This window comes from Sutterella seckii (assembly GCF_009183815.1).
GTDB classification, from domain to species: domain Bacteria; phylum Pseudomonadota; class Gammaproteobacteria; order Burkholderiales; family Burkholderiaceae_F; genus Sutterella; species Sutterella seckii.
The window spans coordinates 1-17,324 of record NZ_WEHX01000047.1; the positions used below are offsets into that span (position 1 = coordinate 1).

The following is a 17,324-nucleotide window of genomic DNA, read 5'->3' on the forward strand; positions in this document are numbered from 1 at the left end:
CCGCCGAAGGCGGAGAGGGCAAAGCCCTCACTGAGCTCAGACTACAACCTACTTTTTAAGAACAAAATCGGCGAAAGCTCACTTGACATTCACCGGTACGTGATCGTTTCCCCCGCCTTGTGGTCAGCGGCGGGCACCCAATATTGGCTCGTAACGATGCGAAGGTCATTGTCCTCGTTGTGCCCAACGATGATCTGGCCGGTGGCAGATACATCCTTCCCGACGACGACCGTCGAACAGGCTTGGGCATTGAGCGACAACGCGGCGATCGCCATACCGATGGCGGCCGCAAGCATGCATTTGGACTTTAGCATTTGATCCTCCAGAGCAGATTGTCGAATGACTGCGAGCAGTCGTTCGACAGCTTAGACCTCTGCCTTCGACTCTTGAAGATCGGACAAACACTCAGGAATAGGCTCCACGAGAAAGGAAAGTATCTGGACTATAGGTAGAGCGGGTTTTTAGGAAGGCATCCTCGCAAATTGACAGGGATGGTCTGCAACCTCCCAAATCTTTCCAGTTAAACCCCCTGGGGCTACGCTTCCCTTGGTTTAATAAATGCGTCATTAAATGATGTACTTGTCCTCGAAAGCACTGATTTTCAGAGGGATGCATAGGATGATCGAGCCTAGGAAACGAGGGTACTCAATCAGGGTTGTAGTACTTCAATTCCGCTACGAGCCAAAATACATGTTATAACAAGTTTAATTAATAACTAAAAAGAAAATGAAGCTGAAGCCACATCTATCCACAAAGCAGAAAAAAGAGGCCGGCAATGCTTCACCAAACGTCACCGGCCTCATAGATAGACGGAAGCAAAGAGCGAAGAAATCAATCCCCGCGTACTTCCTTCCAGCACTGAACGGCTTCTTCCACCGTGAACTTCCCTTCAAGGAGCGCGCGTCCGACAATCACGCCGGCCGCGCCCGAGCGGGCCGCCTCGCGCACGTCGTCAAGCGACCCGATGCCGCCCGAAGCCTGAAAGGCCACCTGCGGAAACGCTTCCGAAAGCGTCCGGTAGAGACCGGCATTGGTTCCGGCAAGCGTCCCGTCCTTCGAGATGTCGGTGCAGAGTACGTGCTTTAGTCCCGCGGGAAGATACTCGCGGATCAGGTCCTCAATGAGAACGCCCGAATTCTCCTGCCAGCCGCTCACGGCGATCTGGCGGCGGCCTGTCTCATCGATCCTCACGTCGAGCGCGAGGACGATTGCTTCGGGCCCGTAGGTCTTCATCCAGCCCTTGACGGTTTCCGGATCCTTTACCGCAGTGGACCCCACGACGACGCGAGAGGCGCCGGCATCAAGGAGCGCGCGGACGTCGGCTTCGGTTCTCACGCCGCCGCCCGTCTGGACGGGTACATTGAGACCCGCGAGGCATTTTCTGAGGAGCGGAATCTGGCGGCGTGCCGGATCCTTCGCACCCGTAAGGTCGACGATGTGAAGGAGCTTCGCTCCCGCCTTTTCGTAGCTCTGAAGGCGCAGGAGCGCCTCGTCGCCATAGTCCCTCGAGGCGTTGTAGTCGCCCTGGTGGAGTCGCACGACGCGGCCTTCAAGAAGATCGATTGCTGGAATGATCACCGTTCAACTCCGAGGAAATTGGCGAGAAGTCTGGCGCCCGCCTTGCCCGAGCGTTCCGGGTGAAACTGAACGCCCGCAAAGTTGTCTCTGGCCGCTGCCGCCGTGAAGGGTTCGCCGTACTCGGCGCGGGCGATGGTGCATTCATTCACGGGCATTGCGTAGCTGTGAACGAAGTAGAACCACTCGCCTGCGGGGAGCCCTTTGAAGAGGTGCTTCGCCATGGGCGAGTCGTCGGGGAAGACGCGGTTCCAGCCCATGTGCGGAAGGGGGAGACTGCCGACTCTGAGTTCGCGGACTTCTGCCGGAATAAGGCCGAGCATGTCGACCCCGCCCGTTTCCTCGCTTCGTTTCGCGAGAAGCTGTTCGCCCAGGCAGATCCCGAGAACGGGCTGCGTCAAGGACCGGATGAGATCGGGGAGTTCGCGCTTTTCCAGTTCCGCCATCGCGGCGCGCGCCGTGCCGACGCCCGGGAGAAACACGCGGTCTGCGGCTTTGACGAGCTTCGGATCGCGCGTGACCTCGGGGTCAATTCCGAGGCGCGATACTGCGCGGGCAAGCGAAAGGAGGTTGGCGCAGCCGGTATCGAGAATGACGACCCGCATCTTTAGAGCACTCCTTTCGAAGAGGGAAGTTCATGACCTTCAATGCGCTTCGCGTCGCGAAGCGTGCGCCCGAGCGCTTTGAAGAGCGATTCGGCGACGTGATGGTCGTTCTTTCCCTTCGCCTTCATGTTGAGCGTGATCCCCATCGCTTGCGAGAAGGAGCGGAAGAAGTGCTCGATCATTTCGGTCGCGAGGTCGCCCACGAACTGGTTTTTGAACTTCGCCTTGAAGGTGAGCCAGGGACGGCCGGAGATGTCGAGCGCAACCCGGCAGAGGGCCTCATCCATGGGAAGGAGGAACCCGAAGCGGCGGATGCCGCGCTTGTCGCCGAGCGCGAGCCTGATGGCTTCGCCGAGCGCCAGCCCCGTATCCTCAACCGTATGGTGGCAGTCGACCTGGAGGTCGCCCTTCGCCTTAAGGTGAAGCCGCATGCCGCCATGCTGAGCGATCTGCTCGAGCATGTGGTCGAAGAAGCCGATGCCGGTTGAAATCTCGTTTTCGCCCTCGCGGTCGAGCCAGACTTCAACGCGGATGTCGGTTTCCTTCGTTTTTCTTTCAACCACCGCGTGGCGGTCGGTCTTCGGCGTCTGAGGGAGGCTTGCAAGGAGGCGCGCTTCCACGGCGCGCCAGGGTTCGCCCTCGGGACCCACGCGGATGCCGGCGAGCCCCATGTTTTCCGCGAGCTTCAGATCCGTTTCGCGGTCGCCGATCACGTAGGAGTTCTTTCGATCCATGGCGCCCCGGCGAAGGTACTTCTTCACGAGCCCGGTGCCGGGCTTTCTGCAGGCGCAGCCGTCGCCCGGCATGTGCGGGCAGATGAGGACCTCGTCGAACTTCGCGCCCTGGCTTTCGAGAATCTGCATCATGAGGTTGTGCGGACCCTCAAAGGTTTCAGTCGGGAAGGATGACGTCCCTAGGCCGTCCTGGTTGGAGACCATGACGAGCTTCCAGCCGGCGTCCTTGAGCGCCTTCAATGCCGGGAGAACGCCTTCGACGAAGCGCATCTTTTTGAAGTCGTCGACCTGATAGTCCTCGGGCTCCTCGAGAATGGTGCCGTCGCGGTCGACAAAAAGGATTCGTTCAGCCATCAGTATTCTCCGAGGAGTTCCGTGAGCGCCGCGAGAAGAAGCGCATTCTCCTCGTCGGTGCCTACCGTGATGCGGATCGCGCCCGCAAGCGTCGGCTGACGGCTCTGGTCGCGAAGAATGATTCCGCGGTCCCAGAGGCCCGTGAAGACGCGGGCGCTTTCGGCAAAGCGCACAAGGAGGAAGTTCGAAGCCGAGGGCGAAACCTCAAGGACGCCGGGGAGCGCGGCAAGCGCCCGGGCGAGCTCCTCGCGGCGGCGAAGGGTCGCCGCGACGCGCGTCTTCATGCGGGCGATGCCCTTGTTGGAGAGCGCCTGTTCGGCAATGTCCGCCACCGGGGCCGGAATCGGATAGGGAGCGATCACCTTCCTGATCATCCCGATCACGGCGGGGTTTCCGATGAGGAAACCGCAGCGGATGCCTGCGAGCGCAAAGGCCTTCGAGAGCGTGCGGATGATGACGAGGTGCGGCGCCCGCTCGAGCCGGTCGATCGCGGTGTTCTCGGGCGAAAACTCAATGTAGGCTTCGTCGAGCACCAGAATCGCGCGCCCGCGGGTTGCGTCGATGAGGTCGCTCACGACTTCCGGAGAAAGGAGATTCCCCGTCGGGTTGTTGGGCGAGCAGGCAAAGACCACCTGAATGGAGGGGTCCTTTTCAAGCGCCGCTTCGAGGGCCTTCACGTCGGGCGTCCACCCGTTTTCGGGAGACGTCGTGAGGTTCACGACGCGCACGTTGGCGGTTTCGGCTGAAACGGAATACATGCCGTAGGTGGGCGGGAACTGCAGTACAGCGTCGCGCCCGCCCGTGCAGAAGGTGCGCACGAGAAGGTCGATCCCCTCGTCGCCGCCGCGGGTGGCGAGAATCGATTCGGGGGAGACGCCGGCATAGGCCGCGTAGCGCGCGATGACTTCAGCAGGCTGCGCGTCCGGGTAGCGGTTCAAGCGCCCGTTTCTGAGGGCGTATTCGTCCGATTCCGCCGATTCGTTGGCATTGAGCCAGACGTCGCCGCGGCCGCCCGCAGCCGCCACGATGCGGCGGGCGGACTGGTAGGGCGTGAGCGCCTGAACCTCGGGGCGCGCAAGGCGCTCCGGGTTCTCCATCAGGTCTTTAGTGCGCCTTGCCATCAGCAACCTCCCTTCGCTTTTTCGGCACTCTGGCGCGCCATGCGCACGAGCACCGCATTCCTGTGGGCGTCAAGCTCTTCGGCGTGCGCGAGGATCGCGATCGTTTCGGCGAGGCCCGAGAAGCCCTCCGCGGTCATTTCCTGAATCGTCATGCGCTTCATGAAGTCGGCGAGACCAAGGGACGAGTAGGCCGCGGCGCACCCGTAGGTGGGAAGCACGTGGTTCGTGCCGGTCGCATAGTCGCCGCCCGATTCGGGAGACCATTCGCCGAGGAAGACCGAACCCGCGTTGTTGATGAGCGGTACAAGGTCGCGCGCATTCTTCGCCTGAATGATGAGGTGCTCAGGCGCATAGCGGTTCGAAACGCGGCAGCATTCCTCGAGGTCCCTGACGACGATGAGGCGGCTCGCGGAAAGGGACTTCGTCGCGATTTCGCGGCGCGGGAGCTGCGCGAGCTGGGCAGCGGCCTCCTGGGCCACCTTTCCTGCAAGCTCCTTCGAGGGCGTGAGGAGCACGACCTGCGAGTCGGGGCCGTGTTCGGCCTGAGAGAGAAGGTCGGCGGCAACGAAGGCCGGGTCCGCATCCTTGTCGGCAATGACGAGTACTTCGGAGGGGCCGGCCGGCATGTCGATCGCGGCGCCGTCGGGACGGCGGCTCACCTGGCGCTTCGCTTCCGTCACATAGGCGTTGCCCGGCCCGAAGATCTTCGAGACGGACGGAACCGTTTCGGTCCCGAAAGCCATGGCGGCAATCGCCTGAGCGCCGCCCACCTGGTAGATCTCTTCAATGCCGCAGAGGCGCGCGGCGCAGAGAATCTGGTCGGCAACGGGCGGAGGCGTGCAGAGAACGACCTTGGAGCAGCCGGCGATGCGGGCCGGAATGCCGAGCATGAGAACGGTGGAGAAGAGCGGCGCCGTGCCGCCCGGGATGTAGAGGCCTACGGCTTCGATCGGACGCGTCACCTGTTCGCAGCGCACGCCCGGCATCGTTTCAACGACGACGGGTTCGAGCTTCTCGGCCGTGTGGAACTTTTCAATGTTCCTTGCGGCCCTCTGGAGCGCGGCGCGGAAGTCGGGCGAGACGCGCTCCCAGGCGGCGTCCACTTCTTCCTTCGAGATCCGGAAGTTCTTCACCTCCGTGCGGTCGAACTTCGCGGAATATTCGCGAAGGGCTTGATCGCCATTCTTTTCGACGTTGTCGAGAATGTCCTTCACCACGGCGCTGATGCGCTCGCCCGCCATGACGGCAGGGCGGCGGAGGATCTCGGTGCGGCCCGCTTCGTCGAGCGAGTCCCAGTCGATGATGTCGCTGAAGGCAAATTCGGTCATTTTGATTGACTCCAAAATGTTGTGCTGATTGTTTGGAAAATTTGTGAATTCTTTGGAAAGGAGTTGCGCCGTCCGAAGGGGATCACTCCATCATCTTTTCAATCGGGAGAACGAGGATCGAGGAGGCGCCTAATTCCTTCACCTTCTCCATCGTTTCCCAGAAGAGGCTTTCGCTTGAAACCATGTGGAGCGCCACGCGGCTGTCGTCGCCCGTGAGGGGCAGAATCGTCGGGTGCTCGGCGCCGGGCAGCAGCTTCGTGATTTCGGCGAGCTTGTCCTTCGGGGCGTGAAGCATGATGTACTTGCATTCGCGCGCGCGGGCGACGCCCTGCATGCGAACCAACAGGCGCTTCACGAGGTCTTCCTTCTCCGCATCCATTTCGTCCTTCCTTGCAATGAGGCAGGCTTTCGAGCGGTAGATCACCTCGACTTCTTTCAGGCCATTCGCTTCGAGCGTCGCGCCCGTCGAGACGAGGTCGCAGATGGCGTCGGCGAGCCCGCGCGGGGCGCCACTTCGACCGAGCCAGTGAGAAGGCAGGGACGGAAGGTGAGGCCCTTCGCCTCGAAGCACCGCTTCAGAAGCTGCGGGTACGAGGTGGCGATGCGCTTCCCGTTGAGGCTTGCGAGCCCCTTCCATTCCTCGTCGCGCGGGATCGCGATCGAGAGCCGGCAGCCGCCGAAGTCGAAGCGCTTCAGCATCCGGAATTCCGTGGGATCGCCCTGGCCCTTGCGCGTGAGGAGCGTTTCCTCGAGGACGTTTTCGCCGATGATGCCGAGGTCGACCACGCCGTCCATGACGAGTCCGGGAATGTCGTCGTCGCGCACGCGCAGGAACTCAATCGGCATGTTTTCCGCAGCCGCGAGCAGACGCTGCTCGTGGTAGCGCACCTTGATGCCGCAGCGTTCAAAAAGCTCCTTAGAGTCGTCTGAAAGTCTGCCGGACTTCTGCATGGCGACTCGTAGACGATTGTTTTCGGTCATTTCTGGTTTCCTGGTAAAGATGAAAAAGGTTCCCTTCCGTCCGGCGGATGCGAAAAAGCCCCCGGAAGTGCTTTGCTTCCGGAGGCCTTCTGACTGGATAACCCTTGTTTCTCTGCTGGGCGCCCGGAAGTTTTGAGTACTTCCAAGCATCCACGCCTGAAAGTCTCGCTTCAGGTGTGGTGGTGATGGCGGCCGCGGAAAGAAAGGGTCAGCATGAGAAGAGTCTCGTCTGTTTGAAAATCCATGGGCAAACGGGAATCGGGAGCGCTTTCGAAGTGCGCAGAGCCGCGTCGTTTACCGGTGAGGTTCATAATGCCACAGCTTTCGCCGCCGGGCGCGGTAAACGAAGCGTGCGTGAGTGGGCTCAAAGCGGGGTGGATGTTTTGCCTAAGATGTCCCGGGGAGGCGCCCATGCGGCATCCCCGGACAACGATTCGGCGCGGGCGGCCTTCCTCCCGGAAGCCGGTGAGGGATTGCTTGAATCCTCCTTTCTTCGGGCGCGCAGGTAGGCTACGCTCACTCAACACATCGACCGCGCGGAAGGCGCGCATCATCAAACCTCCAATTCCAGGATAAGGCTCCGCCATGAGCATCATGAAGAGCGACTTAACTAAGCATGCCACCATGATCGGCATTCTTGCGCCCATCTGCTGGGGCATGGGCGTTTCACTCATTCGCGGCATTGCCGAAGGGTTCGGCCTCGCGCAGGGGCAGACGCTTCTCTACCTCACGGCGGCAATCTGCCTCTTTTTCACGATCGGGATCCCCGACCTCAGGAAGGTCGACAAGCGCTACCTCTTCATCGGCCTTCCGACCGCAAATGCCTCCTCGCTCTGCTTCTGCCTTGCGATCTTCTTTTCCACCGGCGGCGCGCAGACGATGGAAGTGGCGATGGTGAACTACCTCTGGCCTTCGCTCACGCTTCTCTTCGCCGTGCTCTTCAATGGCGTCAGAACGCGCTGGTGGATCGTGCCGGGAATCTTCCTCGGCTTCTTCGGCATCGTAGACATTCTTGCCGGAAGCGACGGCTTTTCCTTGGCGGGCTTCATCGACCGCATCCTCGAGCATCCGTTGAGCTACATCCTCGCCCTCGGGGCCGCGCTCACGTGGGCGGGATTTTCGAGCATGACGCGCGCCTGGGGCGGAAATACCAATCTCTCCACGGTGATCTTCATCATCAACATGCTCATCTACGGCACGCTCTGGCTCTGCGGATTCGGAACGCAGACGGTGGGCGAGGTGTCGCAGCACGGCATCTTCTCGGTGATTTTCGGCGGGATCGCGATGGGCGGCGCCTATGCCGCCTGGACATTCGGCATGTCGAAGGGAAACGTCACGCTTCTCGCGCTCGCGTCCTACTTTACCCCGGTCCTTTCCTGCCTCTTCGCGGTGGTCTGGATCAATGCGAAGCTCGACAGCTCCTTCTGGATGGGCGTGGCGTTTGTGGTGGCGGGGTCCCTGGTCTGCTGGGACGCCACGACGCGCGGCATGAAGCCGATTTTGAAGCACGAAAAAGAAGCGGCAGGAGCTTCTGCCCGAAAGGCGTCGTCCTAGGGCGCCCAAAAAAATCCCCGCACGGGATGCTCGAGCGGTGCGGGGAAATGCTTTCTTTTGCGGCTGCCTGATGCGTCACTTGCGGGAGCGCAGTCCCGCCCGGTCGAGCATCGCGAGGACCCGCTCAACTGGAAGCGCACGGATCACCTTGCCGTCCCAGGTCCTGGCATCGTGAGCGGCAAAGAGCGAATTGATGACGGCTTCCTCGGTGGCTTCAATGGCCGCCATGAAGAGCGGCGTCATGTCGTCGTTTCTCACGAGCGGCGCGCCTTCGAGGGTTCCCTTCGCCGCCGTATGACGCACGCGGACCGATTCATTCATCGAAAAGGCGACGACGAAGTCGCCCGAACCGTTTGACGCCACGCCCCCGGTGCGGGTCATCCCCATGAAGGCGCGCTTTGCGAGGCGCTCGAGATTGCGGGCGTCGAGCGGGGCATCGGTCGCCGCGATCATCATGATGGAGCCGTCGGCAGAGCGGAATTCCTGCATCTCCTTTTCGCCGGGCCAGCCGCCGAGCTCGAGGCCCGCTTCGATCCCTTTGACGTTCAGAATGCCGCCGAAGTTGGCCTGAACGAGGACGCCCACCTTATAGCCCCCGAGACTCTTGGGGAGTACGCGCGAAGCGGTGCCGATCCCGGCCTTGAAGCCGAAGGCCACCGTGCCGGTGCCCGCACCCGCACAGCCTTCTTCAACGGGGCCCGGGGAAGCTTTCCTCAGGGCTTCAAGAACATGCTCGGGCTTCACGAACCGCGCGCGGATGTCGTTCACCTTGCCGTCGTTCGTTTCACCCACGAGGCCGTTCACGGAGCGGACGAGCTCGTTCCCGGGCTGCGAGAGCGTCCATTCAACCACACCCTCGAGCCCGGCGCCCACGTTGAGCGTGTTCGTGAGGATGATCGGTGTTTCGATATTCCCGAGCTCCTTCACCTGCGGGTAGCCCGCCATCTTGCCGAAGGCGTTGCCGAGGAAGATCCCCGCGGGGACCTTCTCTTCAAAGACATTGCCAGGATGAGGGCGAATCGCGGTAACGCCCGTGTGCATGCCGGCGGCATCGTCCTCGAGGGTTACCTGCCCCACAAGGACGCCGTCGACGTCCGTAATGGCATTGAAGCGCCCCGTCGGGAAAACGCCGAATTCGATTCCGAGATCGCGGGGGCGGCGTGAGGTTTGGGATGACTGCATGAATGCTCCGGTTTTGAAGGAGAAAAGTTTGATCGACGGCAAGGATTATCCAACAGGCCGTAAAACCCCGCCATTTATGACGGGGATATAAGGCCCATCGATAGAAGATCGATTACTTTCAGAATTCTCTAAATCCCTTGCGGCTCAGGTTAAAGGAATGTAAAGCATCAATTCTATGATCTATTATTGTATGATAGAGGAATCATGTACATCTTCTGCAACTGCAAGTACGAACGGATCACGGACGACGCACGGCGTTCGGTGCTTAGCCGATTTGCCGGGTGCCGTCGTGCCGTGTTCAACAAGGCGCTTGAGCTGCAGAATGATCGCAAAGCTAAGAGCGAAAAGTCAATCTCGTATCTCGAAATGGCTCACCTTCTCATGGAGTGGAAGCAGCCTGAGGAGATGGCTTTTCTGAAGGAAGCGCCTTCCCAGGCGCTTCAGCAGACGCTCATGGATCTTGACCGCGCCATCAAGGATACCTTCCGCAAGAAGGGCGATCCCGCTAAGAAGCGCTGGCCGAGATTTAAGGCGAAGGACATCGGCGACGGCTTCCAACTTCAGCAGGTGAAGCCGCAGGATATCGACGAACCCAACGGCCGCGTAAAGCTCCCTAAGCTCGGGTGGCTTCGCTACCGGCGTTCCCGTCCCCCTCGCGTTCAAATGCGGGGACGGAACGCTGATTCCGGGGAAGGTAAAGCAGGCTCACATCACGAAGGACTGCGGCAAATGGTTCGTCACCTTTGCGACAGAGTTCGAAATCCCCGATCCCGTGATGAAGGAGAAGGATGTCGGCATTGATGTCGGCATCGTTCACGCCGTCTGTCGCTCAATCAGACGTCGGGAAAGAAGCTTGCCGCAAAGGGGCAGGCAGAAGAATTCGACAAGAGAAAGCCGAGCCGGACCAGGCGCCGGCTCAAGGAGCTCATACAGAAGAAATACAAGCGAATCCGCTCTATTCGACAGGACTTTCACAGGAGGACGGCGCATGCGCTCGCGCAGGAGTACGGCTGCGTATACGTCGAGGACCTGCATCTCCGCAATATGACGAAAAGCGCCAGGGGAACGAATGAGAACCCCGGCAACCACGTGAGGCAGAAGCGGGCGCTCAACCGCGCGCTTCAGCGCATGGGCTTGAGAGCATTGCGGACAGCCATCGAAGAAGCGCTGAACAAAATGGGCGGCATGGTAATTGCCGTGCCCGCTCAGTTTACGTCCCAACGATGCCCGAATTGCGGATGCACAGACAAGCGCAATCGTCCAACTCAGGCGCTGTTCAGCTGCGTTGATTGCGGCTACACAAATAACGCGGATATTGTTGGTTCGATCAATGTGATGACGAAGGGACGGATGAGCCCGAGCGCACACGATAAAAAGCGCATCGCCCGTGCAGTGAGTGCGGAAGGTGCTGGGGATCCCCCCAGTGCTTCCGCGCCATCAGCGGGAACCACCCGGAGTACGAGTTAATCGTATTCAGGAATCCTCGTCCTTCAGGGCGAGGAGGAAGTCAACCGCCTTCAATGAGGAAAAAGCGTTCATCATGCTTCGGTGCGACCTGGCAAGACGCATGGCCCTTGGAAACTTCCCGTCATTCGACAAACAACACGCTCAGGAGGCAGAAATGAGCTCTGATTTCGACGACTTCACCGGCTGCTCATACGGCATGCACGACGACCACGCCATGGATTTTTGCGGGGACTCCGCTTTCGGCAGGGCGGGCGATATTGCTTTTGATCACCCGGGCTCGCCCGACGATTTCCATGGCTCGCACTTCATTTTTCAAGACCCTTCGGATTCGCTTCATGCCGAGGACCGGGGCTTCTCGTCGGTCTTCAACGCGAATGATGGCGCATCAAGGCATTTCGGCGAGGACGATTTCAGGATTCTCTCGGGCACTGGCGCGGGCGATGAGGGCCTCAATCTTGGGAGGGATTTGGTCTTCTGGGTTGCCGGAGAGGATGCCCGCGGCACGCTTTCAGGCTGGATGGATGCGCTCTGGAGCTGGATGGAGAAGTCGGCGAGGCGGTGACGCCTGAGGAGCAGGGAGGAGCATCCATGGGCGGCTGATGGGTCCGGCCGTGGATTGAAATGTTTTTTGGCTGATCGTAGGGGCGAAAAAATCCCTGCCGTACAATGAAGTGCGACGGCATCGGCCTCTCCGTTTCGCCCTGGATCGGAAATGCGCTCATGCTGGTCTTCCCGAGGCGCGGGCCTGCGGCAAGGCGCGTTGACGAACTGTCGCGCGGGGAATCGCCTCTCTGGCTCAGGCTTCTTCTCACTGCCGGACTTCGGATCGGCACGTCGACACCGCATGCCGATCCGGCCGGGGATTATGCTCAAAAGCTTTTCGACCTCACGTCGCGCTGGGGAAGGCAGTTCCTGTCGATCCTCCGCGCAAAATCCCGCGCGCTTGTCGGCGGCGAGGTGTCGGGGAAGGGAGCAAAGACCGTCACGGTGAAGGAGGTTCTTCTCTCGCGGAAGGCCGACGTCTTCCTTTCCTATACGTCCAATGCCGGCAACTATCCGGCCGAGAGCTTCAGGACGCTGCAGATCCCGACAGACGAAAACGTGGACGCCCGCTACGGGATGCTTCTCATGACATCGCGCGCGGCGCCTCTGAGTCGGTGGCTTGAATCTCAGGAAGCCCTCCGCCTCATGGCTGAGGCAGGTTTCCGCGCCTGATTTCAAAGTCGGAAATGAGCCGTCCCGCGCCTTTCCCGGCAACTGCATCGATTCTCACGCCGTAGGCCTCAAAGAGGTTCTCCGGCGTGAGAATTTTGTCTGCGCTTCCGTAAAGAGATTTTTCCCCGGGGAGCATAAGGAGCGCGTCGTCGGCAACGAGCCCGGCGTGAAGCGGCTCGTGCGTCGTGAAGATGATGCCGGTGCCCCTCGCGGCCAGCGACTCCATGAGGGAGAGGACCGTCTCCTGGCGCTTCAGGTCAAGCGTTGCCGTGGGTTCGTCAAGAAGCAGAAGTTCGGCCCCGCCCGCGAGCTCCCGTGCAATGACGACGAGCTGCTGCTGACCGCCCGAAAGCCGCCGGAAGTCTCTGTCGGCGAGGTCTTCAAGTCCGAGGCGCCGAAGCGCCTTCATGGCCGCGGCTTCATCCTCAGGTTTGGGGAGTTCGAAGGTGCCGATCTCCCTGGCGCGTCCCATGAGAACAATGTCGAGAACCGAGTAGGCGAGCGTGGTGGAAAACTGTTGCGGAACAAAGCCGATGCGGGCATATCGGCAGATGTCCCCTGAAAGCGGATGCAGAATGCTGGCGATCGTGTCGAGGAGCGTTGTTTTGCCGCGGCCGTTACTCCCGAGAATGGTAAGAATCTTCCCCGGAGAGACTTCGAGCGAGATAGGAGCCGAGAGCGCTTCGCCTCGGCCGAATGCAAGATTGCGAAGCGTGAGGAGCGGGCGTGCTGCAGTTTTTGTCATCTGATGCACCGGAGAAAAACGGGCCAAGGCTTTAGAGAAACCTGCGGCTTCGCAGAAGGAGCGCCGCAAAGACCGGCGCGCCGATGAGCGCCGTCAGAATGCCGAGCGGAATTTCCGCGCTCGTCATCGTGCGGGCGGCATCGTCCACGAGCACCATGAAGCCCGCGCCCAGCCAGAAGGAGGCGGGCATCAGATGCCGGTGATCGGCGCCCGCGATCGTGCGCGCGAGATGCGGGACGACAAGCCCCACCCAGCCGATGCTGCCGCTCACAGAAACCTGAGCGGCGGTGATGGCGGCGGCGAGAAAGAGCACTCCCCGTCGAAGCCACCCCACCTGAATGCCGAGCGAAGCCGCATCGCGGTCGTCAAGCGAAAGAAGATTGATGCGCCAGCGAAGCCTTATGAGAACGAGGGCGGCGGCGAGAATGAGTCCGGATGACGCGAGGGCCTTGGGCTAGTTTGCGGTGGCAAAGCTCCCCATGAGCCAGAAGACGATGGAGGGAAGGGGCTCCTCGCTGTCGGCCGAATACTGAACGAGCGAGACAAGTGCTGAGAAGACGCCCGCTACGATGATGCCGGCAAGGACGATGATCAGACGGTCGTCGCGCCCGGACAGGGAGGCTACGAGCGTGACGAGGCCGAGCGCCAGAATGCCGAAGCCGAATGCGGCGGTCATCATGACGAGGATGGAGGCGCCCATGAGGAGGCTCAGCGCTCAGCCGAAGGCGGCCCCCGCCGTGACGCCGATGATGTGCGGGTCAACGAGCGGGTTTCTGAAAACGCCCTGGAGCGAGGCGCCCGCAAGCGCAAGTCCTCCGCCCGCAAAGAAGGCGAGGAGAACGCGCGGCAGCCTCACTTCCCAGAGAATCCGGGACTGGGCGCTCTCTGAAATCCCCGGCGCCCCTCCGAAAATGCCGGAGAGCACGCCGAGAGCGGCATTGAGAATCTCTCCGGGTGAAATGGCGAAGCGCCCCACGCCCAGAGAGAGGAAGGCAATGGCGATCGCACCCGCCGCGAGGACCGCCACCCTGAGCGACTTACTGCTTCTCGTCATCAGCCGTCCAATGGACGCGGTAGAAGCGCTGGTAGTAGTCGTCGGCCGCCTTCGTCATGTCGATGTCGGCAAACTTTTCCGGATAGAGCTTCTTCGCCATCCAGAGTTCGCCGATCGCCATGGCTTCGGGCATCGGGTAGCCCCAGGCCTTCGCGTATTCTGGCATCAGATAGACCTTTTTGTCCTTCACGGCCTTGATGCCGGCCCACGCGGGGTCGGAGAGGATCTCCTTCACGGCCTTCGGATAGCGGTCCTGAACGAAGATGACGGCCGGATCCCAGCCGATCACCTCTTCGATCGAGACCTGCTTGAAGCCCTTGATGGTCTTCGCGGCGACGTTGTAGGCGCCGGCGCGCTCCATCATGAGGCCCGTGTACTTGCCCGAGCCGTAGGTCGTGAGGTTGGGATTCGCCATGTAGGCGCGCACGCGCTCGTTCTCGGCAAGCTTCCCGATGCGCGAGTCAACGAGGCGGCGCTTCTCAAAGGTGTAGCGAATGAGCTCCTCGCCTTCCTTTTTGCGGTCGACCACGTCCGCAATGAGGCGGATGCCGTCCTCGAGGCCGAGCGTGTAGGCGCTGTCCTCATCCTTCATCGTCGGGTTGAGGAGCGCCTTCTGATCCCTGGCATCGCGGCGCAGCGACACCGCAACCGTCGGGAGGCCGGCGCGCTCGAGGGATTCGATCATGTCCTTCGGCGCATAGTTTGCGATGAAGACCACATCGGGCTTGAGCGCTGTAACGGCCTCGATGTTGACGGAGGTGAGGTCTCCGGGCATCGGCATCGTCTCAAGCTTCCTGTCGAAGCGGACGAACTGCGGCCCGAGGTTCTTCTTCCAGGAGGAGAGAACGCCCGCAACCTTATCAGAGGCGTTCATCTGGACGAGGAGATTCAAAGTCTGGTGCTGGAGCACCACGACGCGGTCGGCAAAGGCAGGAAAAGCAAGAGCAAACGCGAGGGCCGCTGCGGCGCCCCGGAGGAAGAGACGTTTTTGCATAGAGAGTACTTCCAGGCTTCTCAAAAAAGACGAAAGCGTTATCCGCTATTCCAAATCGGGATGGCGCGAAGGACAATGCCTCCTCTCATGTTTGGAAAGGCGAGCCGTCAACGGCTGAAGTACGGGCGAGAGCGTTCTTGATGCCGATCAGAAGTAAAGAAAAGGGGCGCGGACGAATCCGCATCCCTTTCTCAAAAACGCTCAGAAAAGAGCCCGGATCTTAGATCCAGGCTTTGGACTTCGCGGCTTCCATGCCGGCTTCGCGGCCGTTGACGAGGCAGTCCATCACGGCGCAGGCGCCGATGCGCACGGCGCCGTGGATGCCGCCCACGAATTCGCCGGCGGCAAAGAGCCCCGGAATCGGCTTGTCGGTCATCACGTCGAGCACGGCCGTATTGATGGCGGTGGCGACCCCGCCCATGCAGTGATGAACCTTCGGGCTCATGCGGGAGACGTAGTAGGGGCCCGAGCCGATGGGCTTCGCGGCCTTGTCGAAGCGCCGGCCGAACTTCGGATCCGACTTCTTCGCGAGGTTGTCGTTGTATTCGGCAATCGCGGCGCGAAGCTTTGCGGGATCCATGCGGTAGGCCTTGGCGAGCGCATCGGCGTCGGCAAACTTCTCAACCGTGCCGGCATCGAGCATCTTCGCGAAGAGCCCCGGGCGGAGCGTTTCGAGATGCTTCACGCCGTCGTCGTCCGAGAACGCAAGCGCCTGACCGCCCTTGTTGATGACGGTGAGAATGGCGTCGGTGCAGAGCTTTCTGTCGCCGAATTCATTCACGAAGCGCGAGGACGATAGGGTCGAGAGCCAGAAGCCGAAGAGCGAACCCGAAATCGAGGCAAAGTGCGTGGCGATGCCCATGCCCTGTTCAAGAGGCGAGCAGGAGGGGAGGCACTGAATCCAGTCGGCCTGAATGATGCGCGCGCCGATGCGGCTTGCTTCGCGCCAGGCTTCCGCGGTGGCGCCGGGCTGGTTGGTGGTGAGGAAGGCTTCGCCCAATTTCGGGTCAAGGGTCTTGCGGTAGCGCACGTCGGCGCCGAAGCCGCCGCAGGCAAGAATTACGGCGCGCTTTGCGCAGATGTTCCTGACTTTCCCGGAACCGGGTTTGCCGAAGACATAGCCCTCGCGGATGCGAACGCCCTTCACGCGGCCGTCGGCGTCGCGAAGGACCGCTTCCATGAAGCATCCCGTGCGGATGGGAACGCCCGCGGCCTTAAGCTTCGCTACAGCGGGCACGATAATACCTTGCCCCGTGCCTTGTTTCGTAATCATGCAGCGCGAGGCGGAGTGTCCGCCCTTGCCCGTGAGGTTCTCATTCCATTCGACGCCGATAACCTTCCGCGTCCATTCAAAGGTTTCCGAGGCCTTTTCGCAGACGAAGCGGATGTGCGCCGGGTCGCCGAGTCCGAGACCGATGCGCTCCATGTCGGCTTCAAGAGCTTCGGGCGAATCCTTGATGCTCTGAGCCTTCTGCACGCTCGAACCCGGAACGGCGAGCATGCCGCCCGAGAGCGACGAATTGCCGCCGATGAAGGCCATTTTTTCAAAGACGGCGGTCTTGGCGCCCGCTTCATGCGCGGCGAGTGCGGCGGCGAGCCCGGCAAAGCCCGAGCCGATCACGACGACGTCGTAGGTTTCATTGAATTTGGTGGGAATGGGATTCACGCAGGAGGCTTCAGCGGCCGGGACAAATGCGCCGGCGGCAGGAATAAGCGCAGCGCCCTGGAGCAGGCGGCGGCGTGCGATTTGAGTCATGTTTCTCTCCTCTGTTTTTTTCTATCCTCAGCGTCCGGCGCTACTCACGAAGGGAAGGCGTCTGGCGCTTTTTGGAAGGGAAAAGTCTATTCCGGGTTTGCACCGTATCTGGACTATGGGTGCAAAAACCCCCTGGATCCGGGATGCCCTTCAGGCAGCACCAGCAGCCGCCGGTTTCCCGGCGGCTTAATTTTTCTTGAGGCGTGGTAGGGCCAATCAGTCAGCCGACTGCCGCTTTTTCCATTCCCAGGGCAGCCACGGCGTCCGGTCGAAGTCCTCGAGGAGCCTCTCCATGGGTCACTTCTGAATCTTCTTGTTCGGGTCCTTGCCCTCGCGGCAGGCCTGCGTCCAGCCCTTCGCGTACGCGTGCTTGCAGGCAGCAGCGCTATAGTCGTTCAGCCACTCTTCCAGGTCAATGCCGTTGAGCCTGGCCGTTTCCGCCGCCGAGAGGCATGTCGCCACAGCATTCATGCCGTCGAGCGTCTGCATGAAATTCTGGTTCTTCCTCAGCATTGCCACGGGGCGAATGCTTCGTTCCACGGTGTTCGTTTCCAGCGGGATGCGGCCGTGTCGATCGTCTTCACGTACTTGCCGTTCTTCTCCTTCGCCAGCGTTTCGGCAAGCCCTTTGTAGAGCTCGTCCATGGCGTCGAAGACCGG

General features: G+C 61.0%; 18 protein-coding genes, 2 pseudogenes and 1 other annotated feature. Of the genes and pseudogenes, 5 read left to right on the forward strand and 15 right to left on the reverse strand.

The window, feature by feature from the left end:
* Nucleotides 1-89 precede the first annotated feature (89 nt).
* The 9 genes and pseudogenes from GBM95_RS07460 to GBM95_RS07495 all read right to left on the reverse strand — a co-directional run bounded on the left by GBM95_RS07460 (nt 90) and on the right by GBM95_RS07495 (nt 7,252).
* Entirely contained in the window at nt 90-314 is a 225-nt protein-coding gene (locus GBM95_RS07460) for a hypothetical protein (protein WP_152158528.1), read from the reverse strand.
* A 517-nt stretch (nt 315-831) separates the two neighbouring features.
* Complete coding sequence (gene hisA / locus GBM95_RS07465; RefSeq protein ID WP_152158529.1) at nt 832-1,578, reverse strand: 1-(5-phosphoribosyl)-5-[(5-phosphoribosylamino)methylideneamino]imidazole-4-carboxamide isomerase; 747 nt, start codon at nt 1,576-1,578, stop codon at nt 832-834.
* Nucleotides 1,575-2,180: an imidazole glycerol phosphate synthase subunit HisH gene (gene hisH, locus GBM95_RS07470; protein ID WP_152158530.1), complete on the reverse strand. Its 606-nt coding sequence runs from the start codon at nt 2,178-2,180 to the stop codon at nt 1,575-1,577. Before hisH ends, hisA begins: the two co-directional genes overlap by 4 nt.
* Before the next feature lie 2 nt (nt 2,181-2,182).
* Nucleotides 2,183-3,268, reverse strand: a complete 1,086-nt coding sequence (gene hisB / locus GBM95_RS07475; protein ID WP_152158531.1) for a bifunctional histidinol-phosphatase/imidazoleglycerol-phosphate dehydratase HisB — start codon at nt 3,266-3,268, stop codon at nt 2,183-2,185.
* A complete protein-coding gene (gene hisC, locus GBM95_RS07480) occupies nt 3,268-4,389 on the reverse strand; it encodes a histidinol-phosphate transaminase (RefSeq protein ID WP_226963217.1) in 1,122 nt (373 codons plus the stop codon). Before hisC ends, hisB begins: the two co-directional genes overlap by 1 nt.
* A complete protein-coding gene (gene hisD / locus GBM95_RS07485; protein WP_152158532.1) occupies nt 4,389-5,717 on the reverse strand; it encodes a histidinol dehydrogenase in 1,329 nt (442 codons plus the stop codon). The genes hisC and hisD overlap by 1 nt, the downstream gene beginning before the upstream one ends.
* An 82-nt stretch (nt 5,718-5,799) precedes the next feature.
* On the reverse strand, nt 5,800-6,096 hold the full coding sequence (gene hisG, locus GBM95_RS12995) for an ATP phosphoribosyltransferase (RefSeq protein WP_404817499.1): 297 nt from the start codon (nt 6,094-6,096) through the stop codon (nt 5,800-5,802).
* 9 nt (nt 6,097-6,105) lie between these two features.
* Nucleotides 6,106-6,848 (reverse strand): annotated as a pseudogene (hisG, locus tag GBM95_RS13000) (ATP phosphoribosyltransferase); the annotation flags it as partial.
* Nucleotides 6,748-6,887 (reverse strand) — a sequence feature (His leader region). It overlaps the preceding pseudogene by 101 nt.
* Nucleotides 6,869-7,252: a hypothetical protein gene (locus GBM95_RS07495; protein ID WP_152158533.1), complete on the reverse strand. Its 384-nt coding sequence runs from the start codon at nt 7,250-7,252 to the stop codon at nt 6,869-6,871. It overlaps the preceding feature by 19 nt.
* 31 nt (nt 7,253-7,283) lie before the next feature.
* Between GBM95_RS07495 and yddG the strand changes: the two genes are divergently transcribed.
* Nucleotides 7,284-8,252 (forward strand): aromatic amino acid DMT transporter YddG, encoded by a 969-nt coding sequence (gene yddG / locus GBM95_RS07500; RefSeq protein ID WP_226963218.1) that lies wholly within the window; start codon nt 7,284-7,286, stop codon nt 8,250-8,252.
* Between the two features lie 75 nt (nt 8,253-8,327).
* On the opposite strand, the gene GBM95_RS07505 is transcribed toward yddG, so the two are convergent.
* Nucleotides 8,328-9,434 (reverse strand): DmpA family aminopeptidase, encoded by a 1,107-nt coding sequence (locus GBM95_RS07505; protein ID WP_152158534.1) that lies wholly within the window; start codon nt 9,432-9,434, stop codon nt 8,328-8,330.
* A gap of 204 nt (nt 9,435-9,638) precedes the next feature.
* On the opposite strand from GBM95_RS07505, the gene GBM95_RS12665 reads away from it, so the two are divergent.
* The 4 genes from GBM95_RS12665 (at nt 9,639) to GBM95_RS07520 (ending at nt 12,116) form a co-directional block, all read left to right on the forward strand.
* Entirely contained in the window at nt 9,639-10,235 is a 597-nt protein-coding gene (locus tag GBM95_RS12665) for a helix-turn-helix domain-containing protein (protein ID WP_226963219.1), read from the forward strand.
* A gap of 21 nt (nt 10,236-10,256) precedes the next feature.
* Nucleotides 10,257-10,901 carry an RNA-guided endonuclease InsQ/TnpB family protein gene (locus GBM95_RS12670; RefSeq protein WP_226963220.1) on the forward strand — a complete coding sequence of 215 codons (645 nt, stop codon included), beginning with the start codon at nt 10,257-10,259 and terminating at the stop codon, nt 10,899-10,901.
* Between the two features lie 154 nt (nt 10,902-11,055).
* On the forward strand, nt 11,056-11,463 hold the full coding sequence (locus GBM95_RS07515) for a hypothetical protein (protein ID WP_152158535.1): 408 nt from the start codon (nt 11,056-11,058) through the stop codon (nt 11,461-11,463).
* Nucleotides 11,464-11,567: 104 nt separating this feature from the next.
* Nucleotides 11,568-12,116: a substrate-binding domain-containing protein gene (locus GBM95_RS07520; protein WP_152158536.1), complete on the forward strand. Its 549-nt coding sequence runs from the start codon at nt 11,568-11,570 to the stop codon at nt 12,114-12,116.
* Here GBM95_RS07520 and GBM95_RS07525 read toward each other — a convergent pair.
* The 5 genes and pseudogenes from GBM95_RS07525 to GBM95_RS07545 form a co-directional block, all read right to left on the reverse strand.
* Nucleotides 12,088-12,861, reverse strand: a complete 774-nt coding sequence (locus GBM95_RS07525; RefSeq protein WP_152158537.1) for an ABC transporter ATP-binding protein — start codon at nt 12,859-12,861, stop codon at nt 12,088-12,090. The two genes, GBM95_RS07520 and GBM95_RS07525, sit on opposite strands and share 29 nt — an antisense overlap.
* Before the next feature lie 31 nt (nt 12,862-12,892).
* Nucleotides 12,893-13,915: pseudogene (locus GBM95_RS07530) on the reverse strand (FecCD family ABC transporter permease).
* Nucleotides 13,899-14,909, reverse strand: a complete 1,011-nt coding sequence (locus GBM95_RS07535) for an ABC transporter substrate-binding protein (protein ID WP_152158538.1) — start codon at nt 14,907-14,909, stop codon at nt 13,899-13,901. The pseudogene GBM95_RS07530 and the gene GBM95_RS07535 overlap by 17 nt, the downstream one beginning before the upstream one ends.
* Before the next feature lie 220 nt (nt 14,910-15,129).
* Nucleotides 15,130-16,665, reverse strand: coding sequence for a flavocytochrome c (locus GBM95_RS07540; protein WP_152158539.1), 1,536 nt, complete (start codon nt 16,663-16,665; stop codon nt 15,130-15,132).
* Between the two features lie 297 nt (nt 16,666-16,962).
* Nucleotides 16,963-17,226, reverse strand: coding sequence for an IS66 family transposase (locus GBM95_RS07545; RefSeq protein WP_226963221.1), 264 nt, complete (start codon nt 17,224-17,226; stop codon nt 16,963-16,965).
* Nucleotides 17,227-17,324: the final 98 nt, after the last annotated feature.